Source organism: Agarivorans sp. D1326, assembly GCF_056958115.1.
This window is the reverse complement of sequence record NZ_JBTWEN010000010.1, coordinates 125,450-142,634: the sequence shown is the minus strand read 5'-3', so window position 1 is coordinate 142,634 and position 17,185 is coordinate 125,450. Positions and strand designations below refer to the sequence as shown.

Below are 17,185 nucleotides of genomic sequence, written 5' to 3'. Positions count from 1 at the left end.
GAAAAGCTGCAGCTTATTTAGGCTCGGGTAAAACTGGGGGTGTACTGTCCATATAAGTTAAAAAGTTTGACCAAATATCGTGAGTTCGCTGCTTAGTTAAGGCCGTTTTACAAGAAATAGCCATAACACCTCGAATCGAGCCTTCTCGCCATTGTGTATAAATAGAGTCACAATGAGAAGACATATAAGCTTTCCAATCCGTTTGAGCTGCCTTAATAGCAATGATCAACTCAGGATCATAAGCATTGTGCTTAAAGCTAGCTTGCAAATACTGGCTTAACTTTGCATCTGCCGCTTCCAACTCAATAGCAGCACACTTATTAGTGTCGAAGGTAGAAATAGCATTCTCACAATCAAGAGGTTCATCCGCTGCTCCAATGGCAAACGAAAAACTCAACAAAGTTAATAAGATGTACTTTTTCATCATTTTGTATTCAACCAATTCTTGTTTAACAAATCACATCGCTTAATAGACAACAGATAAAAATTCGCGACACCGTTCGCCACGACAATCAATTACGCAATTTCCAGTGTTGACGAGTCATTCGATACAAGCGCACCGGTCGCTTATGGAATTGCTGAAGACTGTATTCAACGAATCCAGCCTTTTCTGCCACCCTAATTGACCCAGCATGTTCTGGCTCGATAAGAACAACTACAGATTCACAGCTTTCTTGCTCGAAAACATACTCTATTACACCTTTAACCGCTTCTGTTGCAAAGCCTTGATGCCAATATGAACATGCTAAACGGTAGCCTAAATTGCTCTCCTCAACGCCGCTGACTATCTCAGGTGAAACTCCACAAAAGCCTATAAACTTATCTGATATTTTCTCAACCAAAGCCCATGGGCCAAACCTATGAGACGTATAGCATTTTAAACACCAGCCTATAAAGGCTCGCGTAGCGTCTTCATCACAGACTCCGCGAACTGAATACTTCATAACTTCTGGGTCACGTAGTATTTCAGCTAAAGCCGTAAGATCTTGATAAGATAATGGCCTTACAACCAACCTTGGTGTTTCAAATAGTTGCACTAAGTTCTCTTTGAATATATCACTGCAATTTTGAGGACAATTTTTTTCATCTAAGAGCTTATCCTCATTCGGAACAAGCTAATAAAATGCAGATTATCACTTTTAATCTTTATCGGCTGCTTTAGCCAATAAAAAAGCCATAGTACAGTTAAGGCGTTATGGCTTAACAGCACTATGGCTTAACGATTTGTGGTAGCGGGCCTACTTATAAAACGCTTCCACTTCGCCTTTTAGTTTAATGAGCATTGGCTGGCCAAAACGGTCTTTAGCTTTAGGTGAAGGGATTTTTACCCACCCTTCGCTAATACAGTATTCTTCAACGTCGGTGCGCTCTTTGCCATTAAGTTTAATGCCAATATCGTGCTCAAAACACTCTGCAACATGGAAAGGGCTGCGAGGGTTGCCCGCAAGATGATCTGGCAAAGCAGGTTTAGCGTTGTTGTCGCTCATGTTAACTACCTGAAATACGTAAAAAGTGCGTCATTGTAGACAATGCCAGCGCTAGACTCAATAAATGGAAACATCACGCTAAGCTCTCTTGCCAGTGCTAGCTGTCAGACTCTGACGCTAAGGAAGTTGGGTTACTAGAAGTTTTTTTAGCTGCAAAAAAATCGCAGGCTTGACGATCAGCCATGGTTGGCTGTTCCCATGCTCCGCAAAGATCTTTTTGGTTTTCACGTGTTCGGGTAAATTGCCTGCATTGTCCGCACTTGTTCATACTCTATTCCTTGAGGTTGAAATAACCGAAAAGGCTAAGCAATAAAGCGCCATAAGCTTTTGATATAAATCAATATACCCTTACTCAAGCAAGAGCGATTTAAGCGCCTTGCGAATAAGTGTGTCGGTTATTTCACTGCTTACTACACGTGCAGCTAACAAACCCAGTACACCGGCTAAGGCTAAGATCCAAATGGTTAAACCAAAGAGTAAATAGCTGCCACCAAGCAATAGCAACAATAAACCTAAACGTACTAAATGGGTAATTAGCGGAAAAACTGGAAAAGGACTGGAAGCGTTAATCTGCTCACAAGCCTGCTCTAACAAGTCAAACTGCTTATCTCTTTCTAGATGAGCAATTTCTTCGAAATAATCTATGTAAGGTTTAACGTCCATGTTTACTCTAGCGATAGGGGTATAGAACCCATCTTACAATAAACTACGAGGTTTATCGTCGCCTACGATTAATGTGTAAAAAGCAGTGTAGATGGTTGCACTTGAGTAAATTGTTTTACCAGCCTGTTGATATCCAATCGCAGCCCCAACCAAGGCAAACAAGGCAAAGGACTAAGCTTTGCCTCCTGCCATAAAATCACTTCTGAGTTTGATACAAAGCAACTCGTTGCTCGAGCGAAAGCATGGTATTAGCGACTTTCTCAGCAGTGTCGGCAAGCAACTGGCTTTGCTCAATTAACACGGTGTTTTTATCTCTTATCTCATTAATACTTTGTTCTATCTGGTTACAAGCATCGGTTTGTTCGGTGGTGCTATTAGCTATTTGGGTATTCACATCGCGCATATCACTTACGCTCTGATTAATTTGAGAAAGAGTGCTACCGCCAGACTCAATTTTGGCTTTAGATTCATCGGAATACACCAACCCTTTTTGCATTGAATCCACCACCTGCGAAGCGTTAGTTTGCAAGGTATCGATGATTTGATTAACCTCTCCAGTCGATTGCTGGGTTCTAGCTGCCAATGCCCGCACTTCATCAGCCACTACCGCAAAACCGCGCCCTAACTCGCCTGCACGGGCGGCTTCAATGGCTGCATTTAAGGCCAGCAAATTAGTTTGTTCCGATATCGCTTTAATCACTTCAATAACCGCATTAATTCCCTGAACATTTTCATTTAGTTGGCTGGTATAAACTTCCGAATCACTAAGCAAGCTATTTAATGTTTGCGTAGCAGCTACCGATTCATCTACATCTTTTGAGCCAGACTGAATTTGCGTCTCTACAGATTCCGCCGCATTTGCCGCATTGCTGGCGTTATCAGACACGTTACGCGCCGAATGAGATAACTGCACAGAGGCGCTAGCGACAGAATCACTTTGCTGCATTTGCTGCATAACAATTTCTTTGGTTTCGCTACTTTGCTGGTTTAGCCCACTCACTAAATCATTTATATCCACAATAGATTGTTTTAAGTCGCTAAACAGCTCATTGAATTCGGTTATTAAAGTATTGAATGCAATCACCGTGGGGTGCTCAGTATTGCTGGTAATAGTAGCGGTAAGGTCTTTATTTTCGGCCAACTTATCGACGGCCAAAATAACCGAATTCGATACCTTCGCATCCTTAGCCATGTTGATCGCGTAAAAAATCAGTACCCCGCTTTCTACCACCACAAAAGCTGCGTGAACAAAAGCCGTTCCCCAGGAGCAACCGGTGCTATATAAAATCACTGGTATACCGCCCAAGCTCGCATCATTTAGCTGCAAAGCGGTAAACACCAAGTGATGCACTGCAATTAAACCCGCTGCAGCCACCACCGGTAACCAATCTTTGTAGATCAATACAAACGCCAAGGCCGCAAAGATATGAAAATGCATTTCTAATCGGCCCAGTTGGGCCTGAATCATTACCATGGAATACACCATCAGCAACATGGCATTTATGCAAGAAGACAAACGAGTGCCGCGCATATACGTGTAGTTAAGCAAGGCAACAATAGAGATGAGCACCGACATGGTTAGCGCAAAAGAATGGCTTGCGTAACCAATAGGTACCAGCAGCCCTACTACCGGTAAATGAGCCAACAGAATATACAGCACCTGCTTGTCGGCTAGCTGTGCAGAGTTAGAAATCATAATAAATCACCTTGTTGCAATAACTTAAAATCGGTAACTACCTGGCTAATATCAAGGTTTTGCTGGGTATATACCAAGCTCACTTCACCTAGAGGATTAAGCAGGTACAAGTATGCTGAATGGTCAACAACTTGCTGGTCGAAACTGGTTGAGACGTAACCTGGAAAGCGTTGTGAAACCTCGATAGATTGTTGAAAGTCAGCAACCTGACGAAACTCCACCTTGTTTAACATCGCAGAGCTAAAGGCCTGTTGAGGGGCAGACATCACCAAATCAATATACAAAAACTGGGCGCCCTGTAATGCCGCTTCATCGGCTAAGGCTGCTAGATTGAGTAACTGGCGAGGGCAAGCCTGACTACACCCCTGGAAGCCCAAAAACAAATAGGTATATTTGCCTTGGTAATCATTCAGCTCACCCTGTTGATTTAGCAAAATATTGTAAGCCTGAGCTTGGCTAAATTGCCCATAAAAATCGCCAGTTTGGGAAACTGGTTTTACAAATGGCAACGCAAAAGCAAACATAGCTGGGCAAACAAACAGTAAAAGTGCCCTAAATTTAACGAGATACTTGTTCATCATTTCAGCTTAGTTGCAGCCAAGCTAGTGACCCAGTTATCAGTAAGCAAGTTTTTGAACTGTCTCTCATTTTTTAGCGAGGCACTAGCCAAGCGAATAAAGGCTATAGAGAAAAGAAAAAGCGAATGCCCTGCATTCGCTTATTAATGGAGACGCTGATTTAAACTATAGCTGCCAAGCACCTGATGCATGAGCTTCCGCTGCATAGCTAGAGAATGATTTAGGTTTGCGCCCCAAAGCTTGCTCTACCCCCTTGCATAAATGGCTATTTCGACCATCCATTACCGACCCGAATAACTCATTCATTAGCCATAGCATATCTGCTGGCATGCCTTGGTTTTTTAGCGCTTCAACAAACTGGCTTACGCTAATTTCGATAAACTCAATGGGCTTATTTTGTGCTTGAGCAACTTGCGCCACGCAGTCGCGAAGGGTTAATAATTCGGGGCCCGTTACTTCAAACAAAGTATTTGCTAAAGCAGGTTTAGTTAAACAAGCTACAGCCACTTCGGCAATGTCGTCTACATCAACAAAAGGTTCGAGCACGTCTGCGGCGGGTAAAGCTACTTGCCCAGCTAAAACAGACTCTATTAAAAAGCCCTCGCTAAAGTTTTGCGAAAACCAACTAGCTCGCACTACATTCCACTTTAAACCGCTATTAATAAGTTGCTGCTCTGCCTGCTTGGCGCCTTGCTCACCTCTTCCCGATAGCAACACTAGGTGTTTTATGCCGGCTTTTTTAGCCTGTACGATAAACTCCGCAATGTGTTGTTTGGCAGCTGGAACCGCCAGATCGGGTTGGTAAGTTACGTAAGCAGACTCGCAACCCTGCATTGCCTCTAGCCAAGTATCTGGTTTGAGCCAATCAAAAGCTGTAGAGCTTGAGCGGGAAACACCGCGAGTACTTATGCCTTTAGCTTGCAGTAACGATTCTACGCGACGTCCGGTTTTACCTTTTGCGCCAATAATTAAGGTGGTTGCTGTCATCTTGTGCTCCTAAATATCTGTTGAAGACCTAGTGTGTTAATCACCTATTTAGTATTTGATAAAGCAACTGGATGTTTAATGCCCTTAAAGCTACAATTTTTAACTATTCGTCCAAATTAACGAGATTAAGGGCTATGTCCATCAATCCGGTATTTTTTCCTACTGCTAACGACCCTTTGGGAGAAACGCTGCATCAACTGCGGGTAGATGGCGGTTTATATTGTCGCTCGGTGTTGCGCGGGGACTGGTCTATCTCTATGCCGCTTTTGCCTGGCAAGTTGATGTTTCACATAGTGACTAAAGGCCAGTGCTGGTTGTGTATTGCCAATCAAGCTCCGCAACAACTAAAACAAGGCAGTTTGGTATTAATACCGCATACACTTGGTCATACCTTAACGAGCAATCCTCAACTAAGCCCCACCCCACTGTTTGAGTCTGGGGTAAAACGCCTAAGTGAGAGATACGAAACCTTAGAGATTAACCAAAGCGGCGAGTTAACAGAGGTAACCTGTGGTGTGCTTGGCTTCGACCAGCTGGCGGCGCAACAACTCATTCAGCAATTGCCGCCAGTATTAAGCCTGCACCAAAGTGAGTTAGAACATCCACAATGGCTTACCAGTACCCTTGACCTTATTACCGCTGAAGCGCAGCAACTTAAACCTGGCGGGGAAACCATCATTACCCACTTGGCCGATATTCTGGTGATACAGCTGATTCGCCATTGGCTTGAACAAGCGCCACAAGCCAGTGAAGGTTGGTTGGGAGCATTACGCGATAAACAAATAGGCATCGCCTTACGGGCGATTCACCACCAGCCAGAAAAAAGCTGGACAGTGGCAAGCCTAGCCCAAGAATGTGGTATGTCGCGCTCAGGGTTTTCTGCCCGCTTTAGCCAACTCATTGGCAACAGCGTTAAAAACTACCTCACTCAATGGCGAATGAACCTCGCTCATCAGCGCTTACAGCAACAGCATGTTCCGTTAATAGAACTGGCCGAAGAGCTCGGCTATAACTCTGAAGCGGCGTTTTCTCGAGCGTTTAAGCGTGTTATTGGTGTCTCTCCCGGTAAAGTGCTTTAACTAATTAAGGGGTTGTTGACTCTAGTATTACCTCACACTATCGCCAGAGATTAGGTAGGTTTACACATCTTTACACTGCAGCTGTTAGTTTAAAAAAAAGGAATTTTTAAGGTACTCGTCAGTGATGATAAAACAGTTTACGACTCAACTTGGTTTGGTACTTTTACTCAGTGCTTGTGGTGGCGGTGGTGAAACAAGCTCAAGTGGTGACAATGCAGAAGTTGCCCCTCCTATCACCGAGCCAGAATCGGCGCTAAACTTACCCGAAGCGCATTTTAATTACGCCAATATTGCCCTACCCACTCACTACACTGAAAACAACTTTCCGGCGCAATCTCAGTTTCAACATGCGGCCATCGAGTTTGACAATACACCAGTAGACAACCCCGTTACCGATGCTGGCGCCACCTTAGGCCGAGTACTGTTCTACGATAAAAAGCTAAGTGCCAACGGCACCACAGCCTGCGCATCTTGTCACTTGGCGGAACATGGCTTCTCAGACCCGCGAGTGCAAAGCATTGGTTTTGATGGCGAACTAACCCGCCGTCATTCAATGAGTATTGTTAACGCGCGTTTTTACTTTAGTGGCACGTTCTTTTGGGACGAGCGAGCAGCAACTTTAGAAGAACAAGTGCTTATGCCATTTCAAGATCCAATAGAAATGGGGCTGATCCTCGCAGAGCTAGAAGAAATAGTTTCCAACCAAACATACTATCCTGCACTGTTTAACGATGCCTTTGGTGATGAGAGCATTTCCAGTGACCGCATTGCTAAAGCCTTAGCCCAATTTGTAAGAAGCATGGTAAGTACCACCGCCAAATATGATGTAGCCAGAAGTGAGGTGCTATCGCCTCGTGTTGATTTCCCAGGTTTTAGCGCCCAAGAAAACCTTGGTAAAGATCTCTTCCTGTTACCGAGAGAAAATGAAAACGGAGATAGTGCCAATTGCGCGGGTTGCCATGTTAGCGAAGCATTTGTAGGCCCAATACCCAATGGCCCAGTGCTTAGAACTACCGCCACGGTAAATGGACTAGATGCGATATCCACCGATGATTTAGGTATTGCAGAAACAACCGGCAACAGCAACGACAGCGGAAAATTTAAAGCGCCTTCACTGCGCAACATTGCTATTCGTCCGCCCTATATGCACGACGGCCGTTTTGCCAACTTAGAGCAAGTGATAGATCATTACAGCAACGGTATTCAACTCCACCCAAACCTAAGAGCCCCACTTTTAGACTCAAATGGCCAAGCCTTCCAATTCAACTTTAATGAAGAGGAAAAGCAAGCTCTCATCGCCTTCTTAAATACCCTTACCGACCATGAGATGTTGGCCGATGAAAAATACAGTGACCCTTTTAATTAGGCACTAAATGTTTACATGGTGCGCATTGTAGATATAAGCATTTTGGTATTCACAACATCACTCACTGCTATATACTGCGCGCCCTTATTGATTGACAACTGCCTTGGTAAAACAACTTATAATACCAATGCGGCTAATGGAGATTTACCTTTGAAAAGAATCATTTCAGCTATCGCGCTTAGCGCCCTAATTTCTGCTCCTGCCTTTGCCGAATCCCCCGTAATGTTCTCAACTATTAACGGTTACAACGCGCCTGATTCAGATGCTGTTGGCGGCGTACGTTTATCAGTACTTCATGGTCAAGTAGACGAAGTAAGAGGTGTAGACTTCTCGGTATTAGGTATGTCTGAAACCAAGCGCACCACCGGCATTAACTTTGGGCTATTTTTTGGTGGCGCTAAAGTAACCGAAGAAATGAAAGGAGCATCTTTAGGTTTATTTAACTGGAATACCGGCTCAACTACCGGTGTTAACTTGGCAGCAGTAAACATTACTAACGATGTAAACGGCCTAAATTGGAGTGCGGTAAACGTATCAGAAGGGTACACCAAAGCAGACTTAGGCTTGGCCAGCATTTCAGAAAAGTCTAACTTCCAGTTAGGTGTATTTAACATGACCAAAGAAATCGACGGTGTTCAAATTGGCCTAATCAACTGTGCCGACAATGGCTTCTTTAAGTGCTTCCCAATTTTGAACTTTGCTAAATAAACTCTGCAAAGCTTAAAAGCCAAGGTTAATCCTAGGCCAGCCTATTTGCTGGCCTTTTTATTTCCGCAAACTTCACATCACATAATCCAATAATATTCTGTATTACTTGTATTCCAATCAGTAACATACACGCTTGTGTAAACTAAAAACAACCCCCCACTTGCCTAAGCACTAAGCGCCTTAGGCTCGGATAACGGCCAGCATGTACTTACACTTAGGGATTAAGAAACGAAACACCAAACGGATTGGCTACAGCCGAGATTACTGTAATTACTGTGAGAAACCAGTGATTGCCGAGCTGTGGCGTTATCGCGCTTGGCTAGGTTTGTTTTGGATCCCCATTTTACCGTTAAACAAAAGGCAGCATTGGCTTTGTAGCGAATGTAATAATCAAACCGATAGCCGTTACACCAATGAATTAGTCTCAAAAGTGGTGATTTTGTTATTTTCGCTGATCGTAACCGGCCTACTATTTGACCCAGAAGCATCGCAATACAGTGACTATATTTGGTGGCTGCGTGGCTTAAGCTTTGCCATCAACATCTTATGCTTTGTTTGGTTACTTAAACACAAAAAGCGCCCTAGCCACAAACAACGGCGAGCCAAGCTAGAACCACTAAAGGCTGCCCATTGCCACTTTTGCCAAGGCCCTTTGTACATTGGTTTAGAAACCCGCTGTGATGCCTGCCAACTAAAGGTTTACAAAACCATTAAAGACGCCACAAAGTGAAGAGCCAAGCGCCCTTGTTAAACATGCTTAACAACACTTACAAAGTGACAATTGGTACACACTTCAAAGACTAAGCTTTGCTATTCTAAGCACTTGAAGTCATCGTTATATGAGCAGCACTATCAAGCTTATATTGGGCTTAAACACGCAGTACAAAATAGTTAGCGAAACGCTGGCTACAACCAAGGCTCAGCAATGCAAACGCAAACAAACAACCATGCGCACAACGCCAACCCAAACTCTGCGCAGCCACAGAAAAAAGCTAAAAACCTGCGCATTTTGTTTGAGTTAACTGCTTTTATTCGCCCCTATAAAGTTAAGGTGGCTGGGGCTTTACTTGCGCTAATCTTCACCGCCTCTCTCACCCTCTCGGTGGGTTACGGGGTGCGCATTTTAATTGATGAAGGATTCGCCCAGCAGTCGCAACAAGAACTGGGTAATGCCATTCAATTTATACTTATGGTCACCCTGCTCATTTCTATTGGCACCTTTTTTCGTTTTTACTTAGTGTCTTCGGTGGGAGAGCGAGTAAGCGCCGACATAAGGCTAGCAGTGTTTAACCACGTAATTACCTTGCACCCAAGCTACTTTGAAACCAACGGCAGCGGCGACATTATGTCGCGCATCACCACCGACACCACCCTATTGCAAAGCATTATTGGCTCGTCATTTTCTATGGCTATGCGCAGTGCCTTAATGTGTGTGGGCGCAATAATCATGCTATTTGCCACCAATATAAAGCTCACCCTTATTGTATTAACCTCGGTGCCCTTTATCTTGGTTCCTATCCTGATTTACGGCCGACGTGTTAGAGCCCTCTCACGCCAAAGCCAAGACTCAATGGCCGATGTAGGCAGCTACGCAGGCGAAGCCATTGAGCAAATAAAAACGGTACAGAGTTACAGTAACGAAGCCCAAGAAAGTGCGCTGTTTTCAAAAGAAGTAGAAAAGGCCTTTGAAGTAGGCAGACAGCGAGTTAAACAACGTGCCATCTTAATTTCTGGCGTTATCGTGATTGTATTTAGTGCCATTGCCGGCATGTTGTGGGTAGGCGGAAGCGATGTAATTAATGGCGTAATGTCAGCCGGCGATTTAGCCGCCTTTGTGTTTTATGCCATTATGGTTGCCTCTTCCTTAGCGACCATTTCAGAAGTATTAGGCGAATTACAACGTGCTGCCGGTGCCACCGAGCGCTTGATTGAAATTCTGCAAGTAAAAAGCCACATTACCGCACCTACCCAAGACCTTGCATCAGCTAACGGGTTAAGCGCCGAAGTGGCCTTTAAAGATGTCACATTTCACTACCCTTCTAAGCCCGATATTGCAGCAACAGAGCAACTCACATTAAAGGCAGATAAAGGCAAAGTACTGGCACTAGTTGGGCCATCGGGCGCTGGTAAAACCACCCTGTTCGAACTACTGCAACGCTTTTACGACCCGCAAATAGGCGAAGTAAGTTTAGGCGGCGTAAACATTCGCCAACTAGAACCAGCATCGCTGCGCCAACACATGGCCTTAGTGCCACAACACCCAGCCCTGTTTAGCAGCGACGTATTCCACAACATTCGTTATGGCAATCCCGATGCCAGCGACGAACAAGTAATAGAAGCAGCTAAAAAAGCCCACGCCCATGAGTTTATTAGCCAATTACCACAAAGCTATAACAGCTTTTTGGGCGAGCGAGGCGTGCGATTATCTGGCGGCCAACGCCAGCGCATTGCTATCGCCAGAGCCATATTAAAGAACCCAAGTATATTGTTGCTGGACGAAGCCACCAGCGCCCTAGACAGCGAAAGCGAACACCACGTTCAGCAAGCCCTGCAAGAGTTAATGAATAAGCGAACCACCTTAATTATTGCTCACCGCCTCTCAACCATTCAGCACGCCAACAAAATCGCAGTAATGGACCAAGGCCGCTTAATTGATGTTGGCGATCACCAATCTCTGCTGCAAAGCTGCCCGCTATATCAACGCTTAGTAGAGTTGCAGTTTAAGCACAATTCTTAGTCTTTTAAGACATAGCCCCAAAGAGTTTCACAAACTCACCTCATCTACCAAATACAATATCGATTGATACACCACACCGCTGTGTTGTGATAAGCCTATTTCGCAGGTTCGGCTATTGCTGTAGCCACGGCTGCAGCCTTCTGGTACTTGTGCTTTAAGTGGGGCTAGCGCGGCTTGGTTTAACTCGGGAGTGGTAAAGCCTTTGTCGCCTGCCCAGCCGCAGCAATAGATATGCTCAGGCAATATCGCTTGCTTGGCGCAGCGCTTGGCAATGCTTAGCAAGGGGTCGTGCATGTCCATTCGCCGTGAACTACAAGTTAGGTGCAGCATAACCGGTTCATCAAGTTGGGCAATCTCTAACTTGTCTAGCGCGTGCTGGTGAATAAAACCAATGGGTTCGTGAATATCCAGATCACGCTCAAACTGTTCTTTACTGCGTTTAGCACAAGGGCTAGTGTCCATGAGTACTGGCCAACGGCCATGTTCACTTAACTGCCATATAGTGTCTTCTAATTGCTGTGATTTACTGCTAGCAAGATCAAACATGCCTTTACTGTGATAAGGCATCCCGCAACATAGCTCGTCACCATTACCGGGAATAAGCACTTCATAGCCAGCTTTTTCTAGCACACTGCAAGTCACTTCCAGCAAAGGGCGTGGGTCGATAGCATCAGCGGGCGGTGCCATAGTGCGCGAGGCACAAGACGGAATATACACCACCTTTTGTTTATGAAAGCGCGCTTGAGGTGGTTGATACTTGGCCCGACGCGGAAAACTAGGGTTCCAAGTAGGCACCTTACCCGTCGATACCTTAGTAATGCCTTTACTAATGGCACCTAGGGCTTTGTCGCCCAGTATTTTATGGCCAAGCTCTGCCGTGCCTAAACCTAAACGTGTCATTGTGGCTACGCTAGAAAAATGCTCCGCTGTCCAGCGAGCGATATTTTGATGTTTGGCATAGTGTTTTTCGCGCAGTTTACGCACTAAATCGCCGGTGTTAATGCCAACAGGACAACGATCAGCACACAAGCCTACTGCAGCACAGGTATCAACGCCTTGGTACTTAAAGTCTTTTTCTAGCTCGGCCAAGCGCAGAGGTTTGTCGCCAGTTCGGCGTAATTCGCTTAACTCTCGGTACAGAACAATGCGTTGCCGCGGGCTCAAGCTTAAGCTGCGCGAGGGACAAACCGGTTCACAAAAGCCGCACTCAATACACTTATCCACTAGGTCGTCGGCGGCTGGCATCGGTTTTAAGTTTGCTAAGTGGGCTTGGCTATCATCATTAAGAATAACGCCGGGATTAAGCAAACCTTGTGGGTCAAACAGTTGCTTAATTTGTTGCATGAGCGCAATGCCCTCGGCGCCCCACTCTAGCTCAACAAAAGGCGCCATGTTGCGGCCAGTGCCATGCTCGGCTTTTAGAGAGCCTTGATATTTAACCGCCACCAGCTGGCTTACTTCATCCATAAAACGGCCATAGCGCGCCACTTCATCCGGGTCTTCGAAGCCTTGGGTAAATACAAAATGCAGGTTACCTGCTAAGGCGTGGCCAAAAATAATCGCTTCGTGATAACCATGTTTGGTGAACAATGCTTGCAGCTCGTTCACGCCATTGGCTAGGCGCTCTACTGGAAAAGCCACATCTTCGATAATTACCGTTGTGCCGGTTTCTCGCACTGCGCCCACAGCAGGAAACATACCTTTGCGAATGGCCCACAAGGCAGCCGTTTCTGAAGATTTAGTGGTAAACGCAACCTCACCGATGCGGGGGAAATTAAGCAAACTGTCCATCACTTGTTGACATAATTGGCTTAATTCATCGGCTTGGCTACCACGCGTTTCCACTAGTAAAGCGCAGGCTTGATTATCTAGGTCGGCGATAAACTTGGGCATACCCGCTTGGTTAGCCACTGATGCTAGCGCGCGGCCATCCATTAACTCCACTGCCGCAACCGCTTGCTTGGCTAATACTTCTACCGCTTTACAGGCCACATCACTATTTTCGAACACCAACAACGTTGAAGCTTTATGCGGATGCTCCACTACAGTGTTGTAGGTGAGCTCAGCGATAAAGGCCAAGGTACCCTCTGAGCCAATCATCAAGTGCTGTAAAATATCGAAGGGGTCGGTAAAGTCCACCAGCGCGTTTAAGCTATAACCCGTGGTGTTTTTTAGTCGATATTTATGGCGAATTTTGTCGGCTAAAGCGGTGTTTTGTTGGGTGGTTTGAGCTAACTCGCTCAGCTGTTCTAACAAGCTAGCGTGGCTTTGCTTAAAGGCCGCCACACTTTGTGGGTCACCGGTATTAAGCACCGTACCGTCGGTAAGTACCAAGGTAATAGATGCCATAGTGTGATAAGAGTTTTGAGCAGTGCCACAACACATGCCCGAGGCATTATTGGCCGCAATACCACCAATTTTACAGGCATTAATCGAAGCCGGATCAGGGCCTATTTTTCGCTGAAAAGGGGCTAAATAACGGTTGGCGTCGGCGCCTATCACCCCTGGCTGCAGGCTAATCTTGTTGCCATTATCCAATATTTTATGAGAGCGCCAATCATCACTAAGCAGAATAAGCACAGAATCACTGATCGCTTGCCCCGACAAACTGGTGCCTGCAGCACGAAAAGTATAAGGCAGCTGCAAATTAGCACAGCTGGCCATTACTAGTTGCAGTTGCTCTAAGGTGTTAACTTTAACCACCAGCTGCGGAATTAGGCGGTAAAAACTGGCGTCGGTTCCATAAGCTAAAGTTTGCGCTTCACTGGTCATTAGCTGCTCGGGAGCAAGCGTAAGTGACAAGTGCTCAAACAATTGTTGGTAAGGTCCGTCTAACTCGTTATGTGTTTGAGGCATGTTTTTGGCTGCTCCACTGCTTCTACTTGGTGTTAACAAATTGGTTTAATCTCGGCTACTCGCCACTTATCACAATCACAATTAGCTGGCTGGGGCCGTGTGCACCGTAAGCTAAGGTTTGCTGAATATCGGCGGTTTTCGAGGGCCCCGATATCAGCACTACGTTACTTGGCAATCCTTTATGCCAATGTTGCTCGCTGATTAATTGGCTAAAATTATCGACAATTTGGCTGGCTTTAATCACAGCCACATGACACGGCGCAATCAGCGATAAACTACGGGGCTCATCGGCACTGGGTTTAAGCACTAAAGTGCCGGTATCGGCAATGCCGGCTGCACAGCCAGTAAAAGTGACATCGGTACTATCAAACAAGGCAGTTTTAAGCTGCTCAAAAGGCTGCAAAAAGTGGTTTAGTTGTAAGTGTTCTGCAAGCGCTAAACTAAAAGCTTTGCTCCATTCGCCGTCTTCCCCACATAGCGCAGTTTGCCATTGGTGCTGTTGCTGTAACTCCAGCAAACAAGCTGATAATTGCTTGGAATTTTCTAGAATAATTACATCAGCATGGGCGGCCATTAAGCTTTGTTCAAAACGGGCTAAAGCCTGCTCTGGTGTAGAAGCCTGCCAGGCATTAGCACTGGTTTGGTTTGTTGGCGCTAAGGCCGAAACTGCGGCCAAGCGCTGCATAATGTTTTGCTTGGCATTTGAGTTACTCACCGCCATTAGCGTGCTCCTCCAGTTGCTGAACGAGTTACCGACTTGCTAGCGCGGCGCTTCATTGTTTGGTGAAAGGTTTGGCTGGCTAACTCAGGTTTATTACGACAACGCGTCCACTCTCCCATTGGCATAGGCAAATATTTGGCAAGCTTTACACCAACAGCCATAGCCCAATTGTAGATACTAGGATGAGTACTCAACCAAGCCCACATCCGCCACGCGGTGTGCTCTGGCCAACTAGCGGCGCTCGCTTGCCCTTTCAAACTTGGAGTCTGCTCGGCAGCAGGCAGCTTTGCATCGTGGCGCAAGCGCTGCAACAAACTAGGAATGGGGATCTTAACCGGACACACCTCTTCACAGGCACCACACAAGCTTGAGGCGGTTACCAGGTCACTGGTTTGCGCTAAACCCTGTAAATGGGGCGAGATTATTTTCCCAATAGGGCCTGGGTAAGTGGTGCCGTAGGCATGGCCACCAACACGGGTATAAACTGGGCAATGGTTCATACAGGCACCACAGCGAATACACTGCAGGGTTTTACGCAAGGCTTCGTCGGCATAGGCTTGTGAGCGACCATTATCGAGCAATACCAAATGCACTTCGTTTGGCCCGTCTCGCTCTGGCGCACGTCGTGGACCAGAGATCATATTGAAGTAAGTGGTAATATGCTGGCCAGTCGCCGAGCGAGTTAAAATGCTAAATAGTGGTGGCACATCACTTAAAAACTCCACCACCTTCTCAATACCAGTAACCGCAATATGCACTGGTGGCACGGTAGTGGTCATGCGGCCATTACCTTCATTTTCAACCAAACATAAGGTGCCCGTTTCAGCCACCGCAAAGTTCACCCCAGATATGCCCACTTCTGCTTGCTTAAACTTTGTGCGCAAGGCCTCGCGGCCGGTTTGGATTAACTTGTCTACCGATAAGGTGTAATCAAAGTCTTTAATATGTTGCTGAAATAAATCGGCTACTTGCTGCTTATTTTTGTGAATGGCCGGCATGATAATGTGAGAGGGCGTTTCTTTGGCCAGCTGCACAATGTACTCACCCATATCGCTCTCTACGCATTCAATGCCTAGGCCTTCTAGATGTTGGTTAAGCTCGATCTCCTCTGTCACCATGGATTTGCCTTTAACGACCTTAGTAGCGCCTTGGCTTTGAATTAACTCGGCAATTAACTGTTGAGCTTGCTTGGCATCTTCGGCCCAATGCACTTGTATGCCATTGGCTTGGCAGTTTTCCTCTAACTGCTCTAGTAGCTGCGGTAACTTGCTTAAACAGCGTTGGCGAATGTTCTCGGCGTGTTCACGCAATTGTGCAAGCTCTTGCGGATCGCTAAACGCGTCTTTGCGCTTTTGTTGCAAATAATCCATAGCACCGCGAAAGTTACTGCGTAGGGTTTGATTGGCTAAGGCATCGCTAGCTTGTTGTTTAAACTGGCTCGCTTGGTAATGCTGTACACTCATGCTTTAGCTCCCTTGGTACGTTGCCATAAAAAGCTCGCGAGGTGCTGGCCGTTAAAGCGACTGGCTTCTCCTCGATAGGCCAAATGTCCATTAATGTTAGTTAAGCAGCCCCAATCGGCACTCACTAAATAACTGGCACCAGAGCCTTGCAAATGTCTGGCTTTGTCTTCCACCATGACTTGGCTTATCTCGCTATGGCGCAGCGAGAAACTGCCGCCAAAACCACAACATTCGCTTTCGTATTCGGCTCTTTTAAGTTCTACTTTATCTAGCTGAGACAGCAAAGCTTGCGAACTGGCATGGATCCCCAACTCCCTTCGTCCGCTGCAAGAGGTGTGTAACACAACCGAGGTTAAGGGCCCTTGGTCGTGTAATTTTGCCCGGCAAATATGGGCTAAAAATTCGCTAAACTCAAAAACCCGTTCAGCAAATGCTTCCGCTTGGTCGGCGTAAATATCATCATTAGCAAATAAGTGGGGATAGTGTTTAAACATCATTCCGGCACAAGAACCCGACATCACGACTATTGGATAATCTTCGGGAAATAGCCCCATTTGGCTTAAGGCGACGGTTTTTGCTTGTTCTTGGTAACCAGATGTATAGGCAGGTTGGCCACAGCAGCTTTGTTTTTCTACCCAAATAACCTCTACCCCTTCTCGTTCAATTAGCTCTATGGCGGCAATGCCTCCATCGGGATCGAGCAGGTCTAGCAAGCAAGTTGCGTAAAAATACACCTTACTGGGTTTGCTGGGGTATATCCTTAATCCCATTTGACTCATCCCTTTCCCTTACTAATAAACAACCAGCTATAAAACAAGGTTTAGCATTTCAGCTTTGATTTTAG

Annotated in this window: 17 protein-coding genes; 5 read left to right on the top strand and 12 right to left on the bottom strand. The window is 45.9% G+C overall.

Going from position 1 to position 17,185, the window contains the following annotated elements; genetic code table 11:
• Window positions 1-13 precede the first annotated feature (13 nt).
• The 8 genes from ACYFDN_RS18015 to ACYFDN_RS17980 form a co-directional block, all read right to left on the bottom strand.
• On the bottom strand, window positions 14-427 hold the full coding sequence (locus tag ACYFDN_RS18015) for a lysozyme inhibitor LprI family protein (RefSeq protein WP_483512208.1): 414 nt from the start codon (window positions 425-427) through the stop codon (window positions 14-16).
• A gap of 85 nt (window positions 428-512) precedes the next feature.
• The gene (locus tag ACYFDN_RS18010) at window positions 513-1,037 is read right to left on the bottom strand and encodes a GNAT family N-acetyltransferase (RefSeq protein WP_483512207.1); all 525 of its coding nucleotides are present in this window, start codon (window positions 1,035-1,037) and stop codon (window positions 513-515) included.
• 201 nt (window positions 1,038-1,238) lie between these two features.
• Complete coding sequence (locus ACYFDN_RS18005) at window positions 1,239-1,487, bottom strand: DUF3297 family protein (protein ID WP_152781741.1); 249 nt, start codon at window positions 1,485-1,487, stop codon at window positions 1,239-1,241.
• Window positions 1,488-1,584: 97 nt separating this feature from the next.
• Window positions 1,585-1,755, bottom strand: coding sequence for a hypothetical protein (locus tag ACYFDN_RS18000; RefSeq protein WP_483512206.1), 171 nt, complete (start codon window positions 1,753-1,755; stop codon window positions 1,585-1,587).
• 80 nt (window positions 1,756-1,835) lie between these two features.
• A complete protein-coding gene (locus tag ACYFDN_RS17995; protein ID WP_483512204.1) occupies window positions 1,836-2,150 on the bottom strand; it encodes a hypothetical protein in 315 nt (104 codons plus the stop codon).
• A gap of 196 nt (window positions 2,151-2,346) precedes the next feature.
• The gene (locus tag ACYFDN_RS17990; protein ID WP_221074363.1) at window positions 2,347-3,846 is read right to left on the bottom strand and encodes a methyl-accepting chemotaxis protein; all 1,500 of its coding nucleotides are present in this window, start codon (window positions 3,844-3,846) and stop codon (window positions 2,347-2,349) included.
• Window positions 3,843-4,424: an SCO family protein gene (locus tag ACYFDN_RS17985; RefSeq protein WP_483512203.1), complete on the bottom strand. Its 582-nt coding sequence runs from the start codon at window positions 4,422-4,424 to the stop codon at window positions 3,843-3,845. Before ACYFDN_RS17985 ends, ACYFDN_RS17990 begins: the two co-directional genes overlap by 4 nt.
• A gap of 165 nt (window positions 4,425-4,589) precedes the next feature.
• Entirely contained in the window at window positions 4,590-5,411 is an 822-nt protein-coding gene (locus tag ACYFDN_RS17980; RefSeq protein WP_483512202.1) for an NAD(P)H-binding protein, read from the bottom strand.
• 134 nt (window positions 5,412-5,545) lie between these two features.
• Here ACYFDN_RS17980 and ACYFDN_RS17975 point away from each other — a divergent pair, with 134 nt between their 5' ends.
• The 5 genes from ACYFDN_RS17975 (at window position 5,546) to ACYFDN_RS17955 (ending at window position 11,301) form a co-directional block, all read left to right on the top strand.
• Complete coding sequence (locus ACYFDN_RS17975) at window positions 5,546-6,490, top strand: AraC family transcriptional regulator (protein WP_472588873.1); 945 nt, start codon at window positions 5,546-5,548, stop codon at window positions 6,488-6,490.
• A gap of 124 nt (window positions 6,491-6,614) precedes the next feature.
• Complete coding sequence (locus ACYFDN_RS17970) at window positions 6,615-7,856, top strand: cytochrome-c peroxidase (protein ID WP_483512201.1); 1,242 nt, start codon at window positions 6,615-6,617, stop codon at window positions 7,854-7,856.
• A 150-nt stretch (window positions 7,857-8,006) separates the two neighbouring features.
• Window positions 8,007-8,564, top strand: coding sequence for a VC2662 family protein (locus ACYFDN_RS17965; protein ID WP_483512199.1), 558 nt, complete (start codon window positions 8,007-8,009; stop codon window positions 8,562-8,564).
• A gap of 202 nt (window positions 8,565-8,766) precedes the next feature.
• Window positions 8,767-9,294: a hypothetical protein gene (locus ACYFDN_RS17960; protein ID WP_483512198.1), complete on the top strand. Its 528-nt coding sequence runs from the start codon at window positions 8,767-8,769 to the stop codon at window positions 9,292-9,294.
• Between the two features lie 195 nt (window positions 9,295-9,489).
• Window positions 9,490-11,301, top strand: a complete 1,812-nt coding sequence (locus ACYFDN_RS17955; RefSeq protein ID WP_483512197.1) for an ABC transporter ATP-binding protein/permease — start codon at window positions 9,490-9,492, stop codon at window positions 11,299-11,301.
• A 27-nt stretch (window positions 11,302-11,328) separates the two neighbouring features.
• On the opposite strand, the gene ACYFDN_RS17950 is transcribed toward ACYFDN_RS17955, so the two are convergent.
• Genes ACYFDN_RS17950 through ACYFDN_RS17935 form a run of 4 tightly spaced genes read right to left on the bottom strand, consistent with a single transcriptional unit; the run spans window position 11,329 to window position 17,111 of the window.
• Window positions 11,329-14,157 (bottom strand): FAD-binding and (Fe-S)-binding domain-containing protein, encoded by a 2,829-nt coding sequence (locus ACYFDN_RS17950; RefSeq protein WP_483512196.1) that lies wholly within the window; start codon window positions 14,155-14,157, stop codon window positions 11,329-11,331.
• Between the two features lie 55 nt (window positions 14,158-14,212).
• Window positions 14,213-14,878, bottom strand: coding sequence for a LutC/YkgG family protein (locus ACYFDN_RS17945; protein WP_483512194.1), 666 nt, complete (start codon window positions 14,876-14,878; stop codon window positions 14,213-14,215).
• Window positions 14,878-16,341 carry a LutB/LldF family L-lactate oxidation iron-sulfur protein gene (locus tag ACYFDN_RS17940; protein WP_483512193.1) on the bottom strand — a complete coding sequence of 488 codons (1,464 nt, stop codon included), beginning with the start codon at window positions 16,339-16,341 and terminating at the stop codon, window positions 14,878-14,880. The genes ACYFDN_RS17945 and ACYFDN_RS17940 overlap by 1 nt, the downstream gene beginning before the upstream one ends.
• Entirely contained in the window at window positions 16,338-17,111 is a 774-nt protein-coding gene (locus ACYFDN_RS17935; RefSeq protein WP_483512192.1) for a (Fe-S)-binding protein, read from the bottom strand. Before ACYFDN_RS17935 ends, ACYFDN_RS17940 begins: the two co-directional genes overlap by 4 nt.
• Between the last annotated feature and the right edge of the window lie 74 nt (window positions 17,112-17,185).